Annotated in this window: 24 protein-coding genes; all 24 read right to left on the reverse strand. The window is 57.7% G+C overall.

Translation table 11 applies throughout. The features are described 5' to 3' along the window. A partial coding sequence (locus B5F88_RS15525; protein ID WP_140402145.1) for a tape measure protein occupies positions 1 to 811 on the reverse strand: 811 nt, incomplete at its 3' end. 183 nt (positions 812 to 994) lie between these two features. Then, positions 995 to 1399, reverse strand: a complete 405-nt coding sequence (locus B5F88_RS15535) for a phage portal protein (RefSeq protein ID WP_087347936.1) — start codon at positions 1397 to 1399, stop codon at positions 995 to 997. Between the two features lie 12 nt (positions 1400 to 1411). Beyond that, positions 1412 to 1885, reverse strand: coding sequence for a phage tail tube protein (locus B5F88_RS15540; RefSeq protein ID WP_087347938.1), 474 nt, complete (start codon positions 1883 to 1885; stop codon positions 1412 to 1414). A gap of 12 nt (positions 1886 to 1897) precedes the next feature. Continuing rightward, the gene (locus B5F88_RS15545; RefSeq protein ID WP_087347940.1) at positions 1898 to 3235 is read right to left on the reverse strand and encodes a phage tail sheath family protein; all 1338 of its coding nucleotides are present in this window, start codon (positions 3233 to 3235) and stop codon (positions 1898 to 1900) included. Positions 3236 to 3237: 2 nt separating this feature from the next. Further along, the gene (locus B5F88_RS21145) at positions 3238 to 3402 is read right to left on the reverse strand and encodes a hypothetical protein (RefSeq protein WP_204246257.1); all 165 of its coding nucleotides are present in this window, start codon (positions 3400 to 3402) and stop codon (positions 3238 to 3240) included. After that, a complete protein-coding gene (locus tag B5F88_RS15550; RefSeq protein WP_087347942.1) occupies positions 3395 to 3850 on the reverse strand; it encodes a DUF6838 family protein in 456 nt (151 codons plus the stop codon). The genes B5F88_RS21145 and B5F88_RS15550 overlap by 8 nt, the downstream gene beginning before the upstream one ends. Next, positions 3847 to 4350, reverse strand: a complete 504-nt coding sequence (locus B5F88_RS15555) for an HK97 gp10 family phage protein (RefSeq protein WP_242959828.1) — start codon at positions 4348 to 4350, stop codon at positions 3847 to 3849. Before B5F88_RS15555 ends, B5F88_RS15550 begins: the two co-directional genes overlap by 4 nt. Continuing rightward, the gene (locus B5F88_RS15560) at positions 4292 to 4744 is read right to left on the reverse strand and encodes a hypothetical protein (RefSeq protein ID WP_242959829.1); all 453 of its coding nucleotides are present in this window, start codon (positions 4742 to 4744) and stop codon (positions 4292 to 4294) included. The genes B5F88_RS15555 and B5F88_RS15560 overlap by 59 nt, the downstream gene beginning before the upstream one ends. Before the next feature lie 12 nt (positions 4745 to 4756). Next, the gene (locus B5F88_RS15565; RefSeq protein WP_087347944.1) at positions 4757 to 5257 is read right to left on the reverse strand and encodes a DUF4054 domain-containing protein; all 501 of its coding nucleotides are present in this window, start codon (positions 5255 to 5257) and stop codon (positions 4757 to 4759) included. An 18-nt stretch (positions 5258 to 5275) separates the two neighbouring features. Continuing rightward, positions 5276 to 5515 (reverse strand): hypothetical protein, encoded by a 240-nt coding sequence (locus tag B5F88_RS15570; RefSeq protein ID WP_087347946.1) that lies wholly within the window; start codon positions 5513 to 5515, stop codon positions 5276 to 5278. Next, the gene (locus B5F88_RS15575) at positions 5515 to 6561 is read right to left on the reverse strand and encodes a DUF2184 domain-containing protein (RefSeq protein WP_087347947.1); all 1047 of its coding nucleotides are present in this window, start codon (positions 6559 to 6561) and stop codon (positions 5515 to 5517) included. The genes B5F88_RS15570 and B5F88_RS15575 overlap by 1 nt, the downstream gene beginning before the upstream one ends. Before the next feature lie 18 nt (positions 6562 to 6579). Further along, entirely contained in the window at positions 6580 to 7095 is a 516-nt protein-coding gene (locus B5F88_RS15580) for a hypothetical protein (RefSeq protein WP_087347949.1), read from the reverse strand. A 3-nt stretch (positions 7096 to 7098) separates the two neighbouring features. Further along, on the reverse strand, positions 7099 to 8328 hold the full coding sequence (locus B5F88_RS15585; protein WP_087347951.1) for a DUF2213 domain-containing protein: 1230 nt from the start codon (positions 8326 to 8328) through the stop codon (positions 7099 to 7101). After that, the gene (locus B5F88_RS15590; protein WP_087347967.1) at positions 8328 to 8546 is read right to left on the reverse strand and encodes a hypothetical protein; all 219 of its coding nucleotides are present in this window, start codon (positions 8544 to 8546) and stop codon (positions 8328 to 8330) included. Before B5F88_RS15590 ends, B5F88_RS15585 begins: the two co-directional genes overlap by 1 nt. 88 nt (positions 8547 to 8634) lie before the next feature. After that, positions 8635 to 8967: a YjcQ family protein gene (locus tag B5F88_RS15595; RefSeq protein ID WP_087347953.1), complete on the reverse strand. Its 333-nt coding sequence runs from the start codon at positions 8965 to 8967 to the stop codon at positions 8635 to 8637. 190 nt (positions 8968 to 9157) lie between these two features. Beyond that, positions 9158 to 11296: a phage minor capsid protein gene (locus tag B5F88_RS15600; RefSeq protein WP_087347955.1), complete on the reverse strand. Its 2139-nt coding sequence runs from the start codon at positions 11294 to 11296 to the stop codon at positions 9158 to 9160. After that, entirely contained in the window at positions 11226 to 12719 is a 1494-nt protein-coding gene (locus B5F88_RS15605) for a DUF1073 domain-containing protein (RefSeq protein WP_242959830.1), read from the reverse strand. Before B5F88_RS15605 ends, B5F88_RS15600 begins: the two co-directional genes overlap by 71 nt. Continuing rightward, positions 12703 to 13968 carry a PBSX family phage terminase large subunit gene (locus B5F88_RS15610; RefSeq protein ID WP_087347957.1) on the reverse strand — a complete coding sequence of 422 codons (1266 nt, stop codon included), beginning with the start codon at positions 13966 to 13968 and terminating at the stop codon, positions 12703 to 12705. Before B5F88_RS15610 ends, B5F88_RS15605 begins: the two co-directional genes overlap by 17 nt. Next, positions 13955 to 14464: a terminase small subunit gene (locus B5F88_RS15615; RefSeq protein ID WP_087347959.1), complete on the reverse strand. Its 510-nt coding sequence runs from the start codon at positions 14462 to 14464 to the stop codon at positions 13955 to 13957. The genes B5F88_RS15610 and B5F88_RS15615 overlap by 14 nt, the downstream gene beginning before the upstream one ends. 90 nt (positions 14465 to 14554) lie before the next feature. Next, entirely contained in the window at positions 14555 to 14767 is a 213-nt protein-coding gene (locus B5F88_RS15620) for a helix-turn-helix transcriptional regulator (RefSeq protein WP_162612209.1), read from the reverse strand. Then, the gene (locus B5F88_RS20345) at positions 14760 to 15509 is read right to left on the reverse strand and encodes a hypothetical protein (protein WP_140402146.1); all 750 of its coding nucleotides are present in this window, start codon (positions 15507 to 15509) and stop codon (positions 14760 to 14762) included. Before B5F88_RS20345 ends, B5F88_RS15620 begins: the two co-directional genes overlap by 8 nt. Positions 15510 to 15696: 187 nt before the next feature. Next, positions 15697 to 15828 carry a hypothetical protein gene (locus tag B5F88_RS21830; RefSeq protein ID WP_275532947.1) on the reverse strand — a complete coding sequence of 44 codons (132 nt, stop codon included), beginning with the start codon at positions 15826 to 15828 and terminating at the stop codon, positions 15697 to 15699. A gap of 367 nt (positions 15829 to 16195) precedes the next feature. Then, complete coding sequence (locus B5F88_RS15625; RefSeq protein ID WP_087347963.1) at positions 16196 to 16378, reverse strand: hypothetical protein; 183 nt, start codon at positions 16376 to 16378, stop codon at positions 16196 to 16198. Beyond that, positions 16375 to 16564 (reverse strand): hypothetical protein (locus B5F88_RS20770; protein WP_162612210.1); only part of this gene is annotated, 190 nt, incomplete at its 5' end. The genes B5F88_RS20770 and B5F88_RS15625, both read right to left, overlap by 4 nt.

A 16564-nucleotide genomic window follows, 5' to 3' on the forward strand; every position in this document is an offset into this window, starting at 1 on the left:
CGAGCTGATTCACGCTTTCAAGTAGTGGCATGACTGCTTGAATTGCGAGATTTTTCATCTGATTCCATTGCTGTGCCCAGGTCATAGGCATTTCCGCAAATTTGGCGTTTGTCTCCTCTGCCGCCGCAAACATAGCGTTTTTGACAATTGTTGCTGTCACTTGCCCCTCAGAGGCCAGCTCTCTCAGTTCTCCGGTAGTCACGCCCATATAGTCTGCTATAGTTTGCGCAATCATGGATGAGTTTTCCATCACAGAGTTTAATTCCTCGCCGCGCAGCGCCCCGGAGGCAAGGCCCTGTGTAAGTTGTAGCATGGCCGCCTCAGCCTGTTGCCCCGCAGTTCCTGAAATGGCCATTTGCTTGTTGATCTGCTCGGCAAATGCTACGACCTCCGCACTGCTGGAAAATGCATCCCCGGCCAGATTACCTAATTGGGCCACAAATGCTGCAGTATCGGCATAAGCCCCTCTGGATCGCTGGGCAGAATCAAAAATCATTTGGTTGAGTTCTTCAGTGGTCTGCAACCCGTCATTCATCATATCCAGCCGTGCGGTATTGGAGGCAATCATATCGGATAGATCCAGCATTGAGCGAGCCCCTTGGAAACCGAGGTATGTCCCGGCCAGATTCCGGATGGTACTGGCCAAATCTGAAGATGCTGCTGCTGTACGCCGCTGGCTGCCTTCCAGATCATCAATGATCTGCCGCATCCGCCGGGTGGACTCGGAGGCATTTTCTATCTCTCGGATATACCGAGTGAAAGCCTCAGTAAAGCGGTCATACAAAACCAGATCTTCCCGAATCTCCGACATTGGTTCACCCCTTCCCTATCTGATCACGCAGTTTCTTTTCATCTTCCATGCTTTTTATGGCGAATTCAGCCACAAGCCGCTTTTCTCGGGGCGGCAGGTTATTGTACTGAGACGGGGGCCAGCCGAGGTTGACAAAGCAGTAATACGCCACCAGCGTGTCGCCATCCCACTGGCCCCCGTCGATCAGTTTTTTACTTCATCCTCAAGACCGGAAACTCCGGAAAGCTGCGAAATCTCCTGCAGCAGGGCATTGAACTCCCCCGCTCGCAGCATCTTGCCAGGGACCAGGCTGGGGTCCAGCGTCCCATACCGCTGGCACAGTTCGGTGGAGGAAAAATTGGGCTCTACGGTGGCCGCCACTACCATAAGCCGGGCAAACGCAGCGGAGTCAATGCGCTCCTGAACGACGCCGTTGACCTTTTCCCGAATCGTGGCCTTCTTGGTGATGGCCTCGGTCTCCTCCTGACTCATAGAGCGGATCCGGAACGGGACCACGTTCCCGTCCTCATCGGTAAACCGCTTGGAGACCACAACGTCCTTTTCCTCCTGGATGGGTGCGGGATTCAGAAACGCGGAAAGCTTACTCATAAAAATTCCTCCTTACTGCCCAAGGGTGGCCGGGTCCGTGAATGCGGACAGGCGGGCCACGCTGGTGTAGGTAAAATTGAAATCATAGTTCAGCATGGTTTCCTCGCTGTCCAGGACGGACAGCGGGATGGTCCCGGTCAGGGTACACCCGTAGTAGGCCATCACCTGGCTGCCCACCGAAGTCGTGGGGTCGCTGTTGGTGATCTGGATGTTGAATTGGGGCATGATGCCGGTCTGGATGTACTGCAGCACCATGTCGGTAAAAACGTTGGATCCATAGTAGATGTTCCCGGTACCCGCCGGCTTGTAGCCGTTGTTTTTCGGCTGGATCATCCGGGTCCCGATCACCTTCATGTCCTTGCTCTGGATATCAGCCGTGGTCTTGATGTTCCGCATACCGGCCACAACGATGTTTTGGCCGTCTCTCTCAATGACCACGCTGCCTTCCGCACCGTTTACGGTGTCTTTTGCCAGAAGAAAAGGCATCCTTGCACCTCCTTACGCGTCCATGGAAATGGTAATGTAGATCTTCTCCACCGAGCCGACCGGCTGAATGGAGAGGTTCACCAAGATGGCGTTGATGGCGTCGCCCGGCTCCACGGACACATCCTCGGCCGTGAAGTTCTGGATCCCCTGGTTGGCCTGGATATCCAGCAAATAGCCCACAATGGCCGCCTGGAACATGGAACGCCCCTGTGCGTTGTTGTTCACCACACCCAGATAGTTCTGGCTGAACTGCTGGTAGAGATCGTTTGCGATGGTATTGGCCAGGCGCATGGTCCGGTTGTAGCGGTATACCTCGGTGATATCGGTGGTGTAAGTGACCAGAGAGTTGATATCCTGCTCCACGTACACCCGGCCGTTGTCAGAGGTCAGTACGAACTGCCCGGCGTTGAGCGCGGCAATATACTGGGCATTGGTCATCAGCGTGGTGGAGACCGCATTGGGGTAGTTCGCATTGGTGAGGGCTTCGTTGTACATCGCCCCGGCCAGGGCGCCGCCGGCCCACCAGCACACCTGCTGCATGGTCAGCTCGGTACCATCATTGAGGGTCGCCGGGGACATGACATTGACCACATACCTGCTGTCCGGATTGGTGAGGTTGGCCGCCACCAGCTGGCAATAGATCCCGTTGTCATCGTTCTGGCGTTTGATGAAGCTGGTCATGGCGGTCTGCACAGTGGGATCACTGCCGTCATAGATCAGCACGTCAAACTTATAGGGCTCAATGGCAGTGAGGAAGGTGGAATAGGCCGACGCCTCCACCGTGCCATCGTTTCCGCCGGTAAGCGGAGAGCCCACAGTGGCCGCCACGGCTCCCTCGCCGCTCCAGGTCACCCAATCATTGGCCACCAGGTCGGACACATTGGTAATACCGGTCTGCTCGTCCACCACATTGCCATCCACCACGGTGGAGACGGCGAACGTCTCGGCGTCCACTTCCTCCGTAATGATGATGGTAATGTCATTGCCCCGGACGCCGGGATACAGAGCGGTGGCCGTCAGCACCCCGGTGGTCACGGTGGCCTTGGCGGAGCTGGTAGCCGTAGGGCGGTAGAGCAACACCTTGTTCGCGCCGCTGGTCCGGTTGGTGCCCAGGAAGATCTGCTGCAGGAACCGCGCTTCCGGGCTGGTGATGTCATATCCGCAGAAGGGAGTCGTATCCGCTCCGGCCTCCACGGTCATCACCTGGCCTACCGGACCCCAGCTCATCGGCTCACAGATGGCCACAGTACCCCGCTCCCCCACCGTCAGGCCAAGCCCCTGGGTGGAGGTGAAGCGGATGTACACGCCGGGGCGTACTTTATTCTGACTGGTCCAGGTGCCTCCCGGCATGGTCAGTCACCTTCCTTTCCAAAAAACGCCTTGACCGCTTTATCGGCCTCGGCAAGGGTGTATTCCGGCTTGCAGAGGACTGCTGCAAGAAAGTCCTTCTGATACCCGGCGTATCGCTTGCTGCGCAGCAGCGCCTCCCGGGTGTAGGTCTTGATCTTCTTATCCATTGGTCACCTCCGGGGTATAGTCCATGCTCTCCATGGGGTTGAAGTCCTCGGGCAGCTCCACCCAGACCTGAAGCTCAAACTTATAGTGCAGCGCATCCAGATCAATGCGCCACTCCCGCTCGTAGGTGCGCAGCAGGCTGGTCCCCTCCGTGGTGCCGTCCGTATAGGGAAAGGTCTCCATCACAAGGTCCAGAGCCTCCGCCGCGGCCTGATAAAGCTGCTGCATATTGGGCAGGTTGTAGTCCACCAGGTAGGTGAGATCCAGGCCAATCTGACGGAGCCAGCGACCGCCCTGCCGTAATTTTGGGTAGCTATAGCGCTGCTGCAAAAACATGCACGGGGTCTGGGTGCCCTGCTGGTTGGGGTCCACGTAAAAGGTCACGCCCGGGAAGGATGGAGCCAGGTAGGCCGCCAGGGACTGGGCGACAGTGGAAAGGGTAAAGTTCACTCAATAACCTCCCTTACCCGTCCCAGTTCCCGCCGCAGGACCCGCTTGTACTCTTTCTTTGCTTCGTCCACCATGAATATTCCAGGTACACGGGTGGTCTTAGTGCCGACCACAATACCAACTTTTGCGCCGGGGGCATATTCCAGAAGACCAGATTCCGGGTCAATATACAGACCAGGGACAAAGTGGCGGTCCATCCGGTGCCCATCATTGACATAGGAGGCATACTCCATGTCATTGGCGAGCGTGGTCTTATAGGCGCTGCCGGACTTTCTGGGATCCGGTTTACTGTCTGTGGCCCAGTGCTGCTTCATTTCACCGCTGCGGGTGCTTGTTCCTCTGAGGTCATCTCCATCATCATCCTGCGTGGGTGGGGTCAACTCGGCGGCTTTTTCAATGGCCCGCAGCGTGGCATTACGGCAGGCGCGTTTCATCGTGGCTTCAATCTGAGGCACGGTGGACCTTAGCTGCCGCGCCCGTTCCATCAAGGTCAGTTCCATGACTCGCTCCTCCTTTCACGATTTCCTGCTGCAGCAGGCGTATTTCCTGGTGCGCCAACCCAGGCAGCACAGCCCCAAAGGGTTCAAAGTAAAGGTTTGGGTCTGCCGCAAAGGCCCGGATATCCAGCGCCGTCCGTCCCAGCCCGGCCCCCCGGTGGATGATCAGCTGGTCCCCCGGCTGAATGTCCACGGATACGTCGCACATAAGCCGGTCGGCCTGCTTGACGTAGGCCGCTGTCTGCTCCATGTTGATGGGAGCGCTGTCGCTCTGGTAGATCCGGCAGGGTATGGCCGTGTAGAGCTCCGTCAGAGTATTGGTGGTCAAACTATTGGCCGTGGTGGAGACCACGCGCCAGATGTCTACGGTGTCGGTGTACCAGTCTTGGAAGTTCACAGTACACCTCCGTTAAATGGCGTAGGATCCACCCAGCCCCACCAGCTTGGCCCTGTTGGCCAGCATCTGGCCGTAGGTGGTGCTGTTGAGGTCGCCCCAGTCCTCGGTGCCCTTGGTCACGGCGGTGGTGTCATAGCTCACGCTGGAGTCTCCCAGGGTGGCCGACTTAACCACGCCCACCAGCGCCCCGGAGGCGGCCGCCTGGGCCGCCGTTGGGCTGCTCTCGGCATAGGTGCGCAGGTAAAGGGTGGCGTAGTGCGCCACATAGAGCCCCACAGCGTACCGCCAGGATTCCAGCCACTTGTCCGGCTGCACACAGGCGTTTGCCATGTTGATGATCTCCTCCAGCATGGTGGCCGGAACCAGGCACACAGAGGGGTTCTCCTCGCTGCCCGGGGTGAAGAACTGCGGGAAGTCCTGCTGGAATTGCTCCGCCGTATAGTTGCCCTGAGACTGCCCAATATTGGCGGCCATAGCCCGGACGCCGTAAAACTGAGGATTTCCGTAGAACATCCCGCAGCCCCTCCTTCCTCACTCCTCGGTCGTCTTGTCTCCACGCCGGACCTTGACCGGCTTCTCCGCAGTTTCCTGGGTATCCTTATCCTTGCGGCTCTCGGGAACGCCGATCTTCCCATCGGCCACCAGGGCGCGGAAATAGTCGGTATCGGCGGCCCAGTCGGGAATCTCTCCGACATAGTCCCGGGGCACCGTGTGGGCCTTGGTTCCATCGGAGCTGGGCAGGATCACCCGGCGCTTGGAAATGATGAACATCAGGTGTCACCGCCAATCTGGTCCCAGTAGGTAATGGTCTGGGGATACATGACCTCAGGCTCGGACAGGTTTGCCATATAGGCGGTGTCGTAGCAGACATTCGCCACATTGGGGGCGGACATGATCCGGGACAGCGGCACCAGCTCGTCCGCCTTCAGGTACCGCTCATGGTTGACGTACACCACCATGCGGTCGGTGCCGCCGGTGCCCGCACCCTTGCACCACTGTGTGGCTCCGATGAACAGGTCCCCGCCGTTTTTGCTGGTAATGTTTTTCTCCATGATGTAGTCATAGATGGACTTGGTGGCCAGGTCAGAAACGGGGGTGCTGAGAATGTAGTTGTACTCCTCATAGGGCAGCAAAATGTGGTTGGGCAGTGCGTCCAGATCATTGCCGGCCTGGTCCCACGTGGTAATCAGGGCTTTATTGACATCGGCCAGGATCTCGGCGGGGGTCTTGGTCACCCAGTTGCCGTTACCGCTGGCCCCGTCGGCCACAGTGGACTCGGTGGCGTCGGGATTGTTGATGATGCCGGTGGTCTCATACTCGGACAGGCCGGTATAAATGTTCTGGTCCTGGTGCTTATCAAAAGCCATGCGGACGCCATCCTGCAAAAGCTGGTCCATGGACCGGCCGATGAAGTTGGCCCGCTGCATATCCTGGAACATCACCCGAAGCGCCACGGCAAAGGTGTGCGCCTTGTAAATGCCCTTATCCACGGATGCCTGTACGATGGGCAGACCGCTGGCGCCCCCCGCCTGCACGGGAGCGGCCCCGGCGCCGCCGGTGATACCGTAGGCCACAGACATGGCAGAGACATAGTCCACCCAGCCGCCGCCAGTCTGAATGACGATGTCGCGGGGATAGGTAACCGAGGTCAGGGGCTTGCGGATCATGGGGTCGCGCTTCTCCAGCTCGGAGACCAGGAAAGCGCCGCCGGAGGCGATGCCCGCAGCATCCATGGTGGGCACACCGCCGATAGCAGGGGCGGCGCCGGTGAACTTCACAACACCAGCGTTTACGGTTCCGACATTCTGAAAACTCATAGCGTTTGTTACCTCCTATCAGGCGTTCAGCCGGGTGAGGATGACCAGCTCCGCGATGCCGTTGGCGTCAGGAGGGCCGCCCCACTGGGCATTGGTGAGCTGCACCACATTACCGCTGTCATCCTCGGACTCAAAGCCGCCCACCTGAGCGCTGGAATAGGTTCCGTTGTAGGTAGTCCGAACATACACAGCGCCGCCCAGGGCGGGGGTGCCGCGCTGGCACTTGACCTGGATGGATCCGCGCTGGAACACGCTCACAGGGTCGCCGGGGTTGTACTCACCGGGGCTCTGCTCCAGGTAGGTAAGAGAGCTTTTGATTTCCCGGCCAGCCACGCCCACAAACTGGGCGGCGACAGCATCGGCGCCCATCTGCACCACGGTTCCCCCGGAATAGACCAGAGGGGCGCCGAAGGGAATGGCAGCGGAGCCGCCGGCGGGGCGGGTGTTTACGATCATGTCAGGCTGCCGGGCATAGGACCCGGCAAAGCCGGCAGTCATGGCAGTGCCGATGACCTGGGGATTCAGTCCAGCCATGGATTAGACCTCCTTCTTCATCTTGTGGGGGTTGCGGGCCGCATAGGCGTTCTCGGCCTCGGTACAGATCTTCTCGTAGTTGGTGCGCTTGGCCTCCTGGGATGCCCTGCGGGCGCTGTCCTGGGCGGCCGTCATGATGCTGCCCACCATGTTGGGGCCCTTGATCGTGGACAGCAGCGCATCCACTACCCGGGCCCGCTCGGTCCTGTCCTGAATGGCCGCCACGGCCGGACGGACCTTCTTCAGCAACTCCACGGCGGCGTCCTTGGCTGCGGGGGACATGCAGGCGACATCCTCCATCTCCTCTGCGGGAACGGTAACGGCGGCCTCGGGGTCTTCCCGACGCTCAGCCTTTCCGGCCAGCTTCTCCACCATCTCGTCCAGGTCAGTCTCATCATGCAGGGGGTGCTCTCCCCGGCCGCCGCGGGCATTGGCCTCCAGCATCTCCAGGATCCGATCCAGCTTACTGCCGAAATCGTCGCCCTTGGGTGCTTTTTCCACCATCACGTCCTCTGCGGGTTCTGCCTCCGGCGCCTTGTCCTTGCTGGGATCAGCAACAGGCTCGGCGGGTGCGGCATCCAGCGCGGTGGCGGCAGTGGTCACCAGATTCTGCAGCTCCTCATCGGAGCCGGCATCCTTGGCCGCCATACCCAGGGCGGTCAGGATAGCACGGGTAAATTTGCTCATATAGTTCCTGCCTTTCTCCGCCTCGGGGGCGGCGTCTTTTATTGCAACATCGTGCCCGGCCCGGCCCTGGTGGACCACCGCCACGTGATTGCCTCGGATCCTCTGCTGCTTATACCCATTCCCATCCGGCACATAGTCGCACAGATACCCGCAGGATACCTCCCGGACCACACCATTCTCTACATCGGAGGCCAGCCCCGGGTCCTTGATATACAGGTCTGCCACGGTGTTGTCTCCCACCCGGCGGACGTTTTGGATATGCCCTTTGGAATAGGCTGCCCGGTTCTCCGGACACAGGTTCTCCGGGGGATGTCCCTGGGTGATGTCCTTGCCCTCAAAGGAAGCCAGGGCTGCCGGATCGAAAACATCCTCCGGGTTCCGGTGTACGATCACTACCCGCTCGGGGTCTCCGTCCAGCTGCAGGTCCCGGGCGGTGTACTCCTGGTCCCCAGTGCGGTTGATGGGGACATCATGGCAAATCAGGTACCCCTCCGGCGTTCGGGTCATGTGGGGGCTGATCCTGGCCCCGTAGTATGCAATGGCCATCACTCCACCCCCGATACCAACGCAGAATAGTCCACAGGATTACCAGTCTGCTGAGAGATCAGCTGCGCCACATGGGCGATGTGGTCGGTCTCATCCGCCAGCAGCTCCAGCAACACAGGGATATCACCAGGGGGAGCCATGGCCATGGTGGCAGCATAGGCGCGGGTTGCCTCGATCTCGTCCACCAGATTTCTCTGCAACAGCTCCAGATAGTCCACTTTCATCACCTCACAGGCATATAAAAAGCCGCAACCATCCGGAATTTCCGGAAAGTTACGGCTCACAGGCTCACACAATGTTGTTTAATTATAATCCCGGCACAGTTTCTTTGACAGACCTCAAAAACTGCGCCGCCTTTTTCATCTTGCTGTTGTCTTCCAGAAACTCTATCCCTTTCTGGGTTATTTTTGCGCCATATACTTTTGCCTCATGGATCCTACCCACAGCAGACCGGAAGGATATTCCAGTGATGTACCCCTCCACGACAAGGCTCTCCAAAAGGTTTATCCAGTATCCGTTGTTAATCCCCAGGGCATCTGGCCCGAACATCTCAAGCTCTGCCTGCTCCCCTGCTTTAAAGCATTCATACAGATACCGGAGTATCCGATATGCCAGCACAAAATAGTCATCTTTCGCCATGCTGTTCCCTCCTAATATCCTCACTAGAGAAAGATTTTAATTTCGCCCTCCCAGGTGCATTTTTCACCGGTGGACAACTTGCCCCGGCACTTGGCCATAATACCCCGACATACGGCACCCTCCAAAACAGGAAACAGCTTCTTTCCGCATACCGGGCAGCAAAACCAGGTTTGACCATTGATCGTGCGTATCATTGTGCGTTCGCCTCCCTGTACAGCCGCTCCCACTCGCGGTATTTGTCATCGTTGGCCAGCTTGTGCCGTTCAAAGGTCTGGTAGGTCTTGGGCACCTTGTCGCCCAAGGTCATCCGGTACATCTCCCACTGTCGGTACCGCTCAAGCCAATGTTTCCGGGCTATCTCTTTCTTTCGGTATGCCCCAATCTGCTTTTTGCTTCTGGGATCTACGGAATATGGATTCTTTTGGGGATTGGAGAAGTCCTTGATTTTCTGGATCTCTTCCGGCGTCCGGCCGGCGGTGGTCCATGGAATTAAGACGTGTAGGCAATTATGAGTAACTATGTTATTATAGGTATAGAAGCCATATTTGGTTTCCAGGTTATAAACCGTACCATGATACTCGGAGGTGTCTACATGAACAAGCTTACTTACGACCAAAGCGTTATCACGAAAGAGACATTGCAGTCTTTGCGCAGCCAGGGGTTCACTTATGCGAAGATCGCGGAGCATTTCGGGGTAACTGAGTACACCGTCAAACGTGCCATGATCGACTACGGGCTTCTTAAGAGAAAGAAGGGGAAAAAGTTCCTTGATGTGTCTCCTGGATATGTCGAGGCCCGTGCCGAAGAGTTCCAGAAATTTCTTGGGCTCCACAATCAGGGACTCACTTTTACGGAGATTGCCCAAGAGTGTGGTCGTTCTCTCGCATACGTTGGTCGGCTTTTTACTCTCAACGGATACAGTTTTGACACCACCACCAAAACCAAGGCGGCGCATGATGCAGTGCGTGGCATGTCTCGGTCTTTGGAGGATCTTGAAAAGCGGGCCGCTGGGAAGGAACAGATGCCGCCCAAAATGTCCAGATGGGAATCCTTTTTTGCCGACTGGCTTACTTCCCAAGGGATTGAGTTTACCTTCAACAAAGCCTTCGGGAAGTACAATTTTGACTTCGCTGTTGGCGATTCCGTCGCCGTGGAATTGTTTGGGGGTGCCTTCCACGCAGACGGACGTGCCGCCGCCAGACTGAACGATAGAATGTCCTATATCCTCAACAGGGGTTGGAATGTTTACATCATTTGGTGCCTCTCCAAAGAGGAAACGATATTCCCAGGTTGCCTCAACGATTTTTTGACCTTCTTGAAGTTGCGCAGCGGGGACAAAACCGGCTGTTGTCAGTATCGGGTGATTTGGAGTGACGGTGATCCGGTTTCCTGCGGAGGTTTCGAGAGTGATTACCGGTCCGCTGTATTCCCGGCTCGTATGCGCCATAACGCCCTCCGCAAGTACCGTACCACCGGGGACTAAGCAATTCGGGTGAATGTTCAAATAGGTGTTTGCCAAATTATCCGACCCGCTCGGGTCTATCTTCCCAAACGCATCCGCCAACGCCGGGAAATCCGGGTCTGTTCCGCTGCGGGAGTATACCCGGCCCTCATAGGGCGCGCAAATGGCGCAGGTGGTGCCGTGGCTGCTGATTTTGTACAGGTCCTGTTCTGGATCCGCACTCAATACGGCGGCAATCTCGGCTTGCCGGGAGGTTGTCCGGGTCACCATGGAGCAGTAGGTATGCAGGCTCCAACGCCTGCCCGCCCTATCCACAAACGCTGTGATCCCTTCTCGCCTCAGGGCTTCCACAAAGCCAGGTACCGCGGCGTTCACGCCCTTCCCCGTGGCCTGCATAGCCGCTACCTGCTCCAGACCTACCCTCCGGTATACATCCGGTTCCACTCGCCCCAGGATAGCGCTCTGAATGGTTGCCATCGCTGTCATAGCTGCATCGGTGATCTCGCCCATCAGCTGCTGCGTCAGCATCTGGACCAGGTTCATCTGCTCTCCAGTAAGGGCGGCTGCGTTCATGTACCCGGCCGCATGTTTTGCGGCGGTCTCCGGCACCTCCAACGCCTTGCGAGCCTCCGGCACCCGGACATAGAACTGTTTTTCGATCATCTTGGGCACATATTCCCAGGCGTCGTTTTCCAGCTTTCGCAGAATGGTCTGCACACGCTCCAGAGCGGCTACGGCATGGTAGTCCACAAGCCCCCTGGATCGCAAGCGGCCGATTTCGTTGATGATGTCGGTCTCAGCTTTGAGATAAATGGAAATCAGCTTCTCCAGCTCTTTCCCATTCGGTGCTCGTTGCAGCGTCGGCATTGTCCAGGTCCTCCCCGTAGCTCAAACCCATCTGCGGGTCACGCAAAGATGTCGCATCAACATACGTCCGGCCCTTGTTGGCGGCGATCTCCTCGTCAGTTATGCTGCCGAAGATGCCCGTTTCCTCCTCCAGCTTTTTGAGTTCCTTCTGGGCTGTATCCACGTTGAGCAGCCCCGCTTGATAGCCGGAAACAATAGCCTCGGCCTTGCCCTTGGCAATCTCCGCCACTTCCTTGGCTGTCGGGCTCCAGAGGGGTGGGAAGTCAATTTCCAGATTATCAGGCACCGCTCCCCAGGCCGACATGGCCATAACGGGCAGCAGCCGCACCAGCGCCGGCCGCAGCTTTGCTTCTCTCTGGCTGTTTACATAGTCATAATAATTCTGGAGATCGCTTTCGCCGGTGGCGTTCATGCCCGCCGGCGAGCGTCCAAACAGTTTGGTCATGGGATAATGGCTGGCGCCGCACAGGTTCATGCACATACATTCGTACACTTCCTGCAATCCAGTGAAGGTATACTGTGTATTCTTCATCTGGTCCCCTTTATTGACCAGCTGATAACCAAAATTGGAGCGCATGACAGACTGTGCCTGCATGACGTTCCAGAATCGCCGTTGCTGCTCGGTGGAGCCAAGGGAAAAAAGCTGCTCCAGGTTTTGGACCTCCATGGTATCAATATTGGCCCGGAAGGTCAACGCTGCCATATTGGCGCTGACATTGTCGTGGGCCACCACATATTTGTACAGGGCCTCCACCTCGGACCCGCCCCAATACAGCTCAGCGATCTGCTCCAGATATGGCAGCTCCCGCCCAGTGAACCTCACAACTCTTGAGTGATGTACCCGGGCCACTGTACGCCCTTCGGCGTTGTTGATCATGTAGTACTCCGGCAGATTAAAGTCCGGATCAGATATGTCAGACACCAGACCCATATCAGGGACAATCCCGCACCATCGGTCCAGGATCATCAGCCCAGCGAAGCTTCCCGGCATAATGCTCTCCAACTCCAGCGGCCTGTCCAGCATACTCTCCTGGCCGCGGATCAGGATAACGCCGGCCGCGCCGCCATACAACCTCCCCCAACAGAGTCCCTGATTGAGCCGTTGCCGGAGCTGCGTCACCCGCTCGACCCGTGCCAGCTCATCCAGATACTTCGGTGTGAGAGATCCCCGGAGTTTATACCACTCCCGGAGCATGTCGTCTACCATCAGGCCGACCACGTTCTGAACCACCCAGTTGTCTCTGTAAAGAGAATTCAGCAGGGCATAGTTGTCGGTCATCCGGGTCAGCGGGTACTCTGTGGCCTCCATGGGAGATTGTGAGCCATATCCCAGCCGGAACAGCGGGTTGCTGAATGCGTCCAGAACCGGCACGCCGTAATTTGGTTGTCCGCCCTTCGGCGTGCGCTTATTCCTTCTGGACACTGCTCAAACCTCCAATCAGGTATGGATCAAATCTCCAATCCGGCAGAGAGTTGACAAAGTACCGCAGGGCGTCCGGCCCGTGGTCCCGTTCCTTCAGGGGCTTGTCCTCCCCATGCTGGCTGGCCTTCTGGTCCCACAGGTAGGTGCCCATTTCCCCCAGCAGAGGCTTGCACCGCTCCCGGTTGATCAGCAGCTTGCGCCGGTGGATCAGGGTGGCCGTTCTCCGTATCCCCGCCAGCACATCATTTTCTGCCTGGATCACATACACACCCCGACGGCGCAGTGCCGCGATGAAGCTGGCCGCCGACGGGTCCACAATGACGGCACATGGATTTTTCCCCATGAAGTCCTGAAGATCATCGGCGTACTCTTCATCGGTTTTCTGCCGGCCGCCATTGTCCCGGTCTCGGCTGTCCCACCTGTATTCCCGGTCCACATAGATGGTCCCATCATAGTCGTAGATGTCCAGGAATACCGTAGGGTTGGTGGTGCCATAGTCGCAGGCTATGCTTCTCACCCCATCGAAGTGAAGCGAGTTTGGGGCCCGCTCGTAGGTATTTGCCTCTGTGTCGAACATATCATAAATCAGGCCCTCGGACATCACCCAATGTCCTAAAATGAAGCGCTCATAAAAGACCCCTGCAAAGGTGGCCTTATAGCGGTTTTTAGTCTCCTGGTCCAAGGATGGGTTGTCGTCCATTGTGAAGTGGAGCCGCAAGGCATTGTGCTTGTCCGCTTTGCAGATCCACTCCTTGTAGAACCAGTGTTCCGGTCCCTCCGGGTTGCAGTTGAACCACAGCCTGGCCCCAGCTACCGAGCATCGGGCCAGGGCCTGCTCCACAAAGGACCGAGGCATCAGTGCCGCTTCATCCAGCAGCACCCCCGCCAGGGTTATGCCCTGGATCAGCGCGGCACTCCCCTCATCCTTGCCGCCAAAAAGGTAGATGCGGTTTTCCCTCTTGCCCCGGCGTGCCAGGATCATGTGCGCCGCTCGGTTATACTGGATAAAAAAATGCTGCCTCAGATAGGTCACACCCAACAGAGGGGTCACTATATTGCGCTCTACCGCTCCCACACTTTTCCCACAAAGCGCGAAAGCCCGCTCGGTGAAATTGCCCATCGCCCAAAGGAAAAAGGACAATGCCATTACGGACGTCTTTCCGCTGCGCACCGCGCCATCACAGATCAGAGCCTCATAGCCGCTATAGGGGAATCGAAGGATCTTGCGCTGCTTTTCAGAGAAGCCCACTGTCCTGTTCCTTCTTCAGCGAGCGGGTAATGGGGTCGTCTTCCGCCTCAGCGCCTCCACCGGCAGCCCCAGGAGTGAACATGCCCAGGTTTTTACCAAGCAGCTCCATCGCCTTCAGCGCACCCTTGGAGTCAAACACATAGTTTCCCGATTCTACCCATTCTTTCTGATCTCGGTCATAGGTCATCACCGGCTTTGCCTCCATACAGCGGCGGTAGACCTCCATCACATGCAGGCTAATGGTCTCCGGACTGATTCCCAGCTGGCGGCACAACTCATTCGCGCGCGCGCGCCTGTACGCGGAAACCTTGGGCGACCTTAGCAGCTTGCACGCCTGCACGGCCGCGGAGGCGTTTTTCTTTCCTGCGGTGTACCCGGCCCGGATGGCGGCCTGCGTCCCATTTCCGTCCTTTTCGTATTCCTCAACGAACAAGCGTTCTTTCCGCGTCAGCAGCCGCTCCAATTCCTCCAATCCCATTTTCTCGTATTCGGCCATGACGCTGCCCTCCTCCCGCCAGGCTGAAAATCTTCCTTCCCACCCATTGTACCACACTTTCCGCAGCGCGTGCCCAATTTATCGGGCACACTAAAAATTTTTTGTGCGGCCCAGCAGGTAGTCCGCTGACACACCAAAAAGGTTCGCCAGCTGGCAGATCGTCTCTGTGGATGGGTCCGCCTCTCCCCGCTCGTAAACCGCGATCATGTTCTTGCTCAGCCCACACAGCTCAGACAGGGCCCGGCGACTCAGCTCCTTCCGCTCCCGCAGCCTCCGCAGACGCACCGAAAAGGTCTCATTCATTCTGCTTTTTCCTCCTCCCATGGCGTTTTGTGCTGCTCTCCAGCGGCAAGACCCATCGTATGTACGCCGCCGAAAATCCACTTTCCCCATCTTCCCGGACTTCCCGCTCTACAACACGGGCTTCCGGAGGCACCTTCACCGTTCCCGCTCGCCTGACCGGAATCGGCGTGGTATAAACGGACTGTTTGAGCCCCTGGGAATGAGACCATGCCCGCTCCCCACCATAACCCGCGTTTCGGATCATGTACCGGGCCACCGCGGTATAGTCCCCAGTGGCATCCAGCATCCGGTATGAAAACTCCTCCGGCGGCCAGTGCTTGGCAATCAGATCCCAGGCCATGGCATCCATGACCACATGGTGATGCAGCCGCACAGGCCGCCCCGTTTTTGCGGACACGCTGGCAGTCACCAGCCACCAGGTCAGTTTTTTCCCAGTAGCTTTTTTGTATGCCCTGGCAAGCCTCCGCATAAAATTCCTTGCAATCCGCTTCGCTCCATCCTTGGTGGCGGGCAGCCTGGCATCGGAGTACTTCAGTGTCAGGAAGAGATCTCCTCCCTTGCAGTTTGCGTTGAACTGGCGGGCCAGGACCAATACCGCCTCCTCCTCGTTTCTCTTGACCTGTTTCGCAGATGACTTTCCTCTCCTGGCTCCCCTCGGCCGGCCCCCACGTGTTTCCATCAGCACGTCCCGCACCTCCACGGCTCGTCCTGATATGATCCGATAGCGCATCAGCTGTTTCACCCTATTCTCCTCCCTGTAGATTGATGGTGGTCGAGTTCTTAGCGGTCTAAGGGCCCCGTATAGGAACGCGCGCGCGTTCCTTATTATATATAAATGAACCTCTGCGCTGCCTCCGGCGTACCGGACGCACCGAACAGGCCCATTTCAGAAGGGGCAGACTCACTGGCCCGCCCCTTCTCCAGATTCCTTAATTTTCCTTTTTATAGGCTTCCACGATTTTTTTGCGGTCTTCCTCACTTGTGATGACCATCAGCTGCCCGTAACTGATTTTCCTCCTCCGTGCCTCGACGCACAGGGCAATCAGCTCTATGTTCGCCATGTATCGCTCCTCCTTCCCCAGTCTTTCTGATCAATGTAAGGGCAATCTGCACCTGAGCTCCAATCCCCAGGCGCCGGAGATCTATATCCATAGTGCAGCGCCTCCTTATAGTTGGGATATAGTACTATTTGTTTCTCCGCTATCCGTCACCGTATAGGTGTTTCCTCTTATCCTTCATTCTCTTACACTGAGGATTGACGTCGGCCATACTCCGGCCCTCTGCCGGGCGCCCCGTATTTCCTACCATTACCCCACGTAGGTACGCAGGCCTTCATATCAACAGGGCGTCCGGCAAACAAAAAGAGGTCCGGGCGGGTGAGCGATCCCACCCGGCAGAGGGCCGGAGCATGGAGCATTACAGCCTGCGTCAATCAGCCAAACTCCCCGGCACATAATACCGCGTACACTTCTGGCAGCGATCCAGCTGGCCGAAGGCCACGCACATATCGCAGTCGCCGCACACCTCACAGACAGAGCAGGCCTCAAAGCACACCAGATTCCTGCGGCAAAAAAAGCGATCCCGTATCACGTCCCCCTCCACTGGAATCACTCCTCTCCCTCCCAGCCGGGGCAATAGTCCTCCACGGGGCCGTCGTATTTGCAGAGGAAGCAGCACTCAGTGTCGTCGATTGGCCGGGCGCGGATGGTGGCGGCCATTGCCTCCATATCCCGCACCGCAGCGGCCAGAGACGCCTCGGCCTCATCCGCCCGGGCCTCCGCGTCCTCCAGCGCGAAC

The sequence above is a fragment of the Flavonifractor sp. An306 genome (genome assembly GCF_002159455.1).
Taxonomy (GTDB): domain Bacteria; phylum Bacillota; class Clostridia; order Oscillospirales; family Oscillospiraceae; genus Flavonifractor.

Coding starts and splice junctions, on each gene's coding strand:
- B5F88_RS15585 (WP_087347951.1), bottom strand. CDS start 8,328: ATGGCCATTGCATACTACGGGGCCAGGATCAGCCCCCACATGACCCGA.
- B5F88_RS15565 (WP_087347944.1), bottom strand. CDS start 5,257: ATGTTCTACGGAAATCCTCAGTTTTACGGCGTCCGGGCTATGGCCGCC.
- B5F88_RS15580 (WP_087347949.1), bottom strand. CDS start 7,095: ATGGCTGGACTGAATCCCCAGGTCATCGGCACTGCCATGACTGCCGGC.
- B5F88_RS15615 (WP_087347959.1), bottom strand. CDS start 14,464: ATGGCCGAATACGAGAAAATGGGATTGGAGGAATTGGAGCGGCTGCTG.
- B5F88_RS15535 (WP_087347936.1), bottom strand. CDS start 1,399: ATGAGTAAGCTTTCCGCGTTTCTGAATCCCGCACCCATCCAGGAGGAA.
- B5F88_RS15555 (WP_242959828.1), bottom strand. CDS start 4,350: ATGGAACTGACCTTGATGGAACGGGCGCGGCAGCTAAGGTCCACCGTG.
- B5F88_RS15540 (WP_087347938.1), bottom strand. CDS start 1,885: ATGCCTTTTCTTCTGGCAAAAGACACCGTAAACGGTGCGGAAGGCAGC.
- B5F88_RS15545 (WP_087347940.1), bottom strand. CDS start 3,235: ATGCCGGGAGGCACCTGGACCAGTCAGAATAAAGTACGCCCCGGCGTG.
- B5F88_RS15570 (WP_087347946.1), bottom strand. CDS start 5,515: ATGTTCATCATTTCCAAGCGCCGGGTGATCCTGCCCAGCTCCGATGGA.
- B5F88_RS15620 (WP_162612209.1), bottom strand. CDS start 14,767: ATGAATGAGACCTTTTCGGTGCGTCTGCGGAGGCTGCGGGAGCGGAAG.
- B5F88_RS15595 (WP_087347953.1), bottom strand. CDS start 8,967: ATGGCGAAAGATGACTATTTTGTGCTGGCATATCGGATACTCCGGTAT.
- B5F88_RS15575 (WP_087347947.1), bottom strand. CDS start 6,561: ATGAGTTTTCAGAATGTCGGAACCGTAAACGCTGGTGTTGTGAAGTTC.
- B5F88_RS21830 (WP_275532947.1), bottom strand. CDS start 15,828: ATGGCGAACATAGAGCTGATTGCCCTGTGCGTCGAGGCACGGAGGAGG.
- B5F88_RS15600 (WP_087347955.1), bottom strand. CDS start 11,296: ATGCCGACGCTGCAACGAGCACCGAATGGGAAAGAGCTGGAGAAGCTG.
- B5F88_RS21145 (WP_204246257.1), bottom strand. CDS start 3,402: ATGGATAAGAAGATCAAGACCTACACCCGGGAGGCGCTGCTGCGCAGC.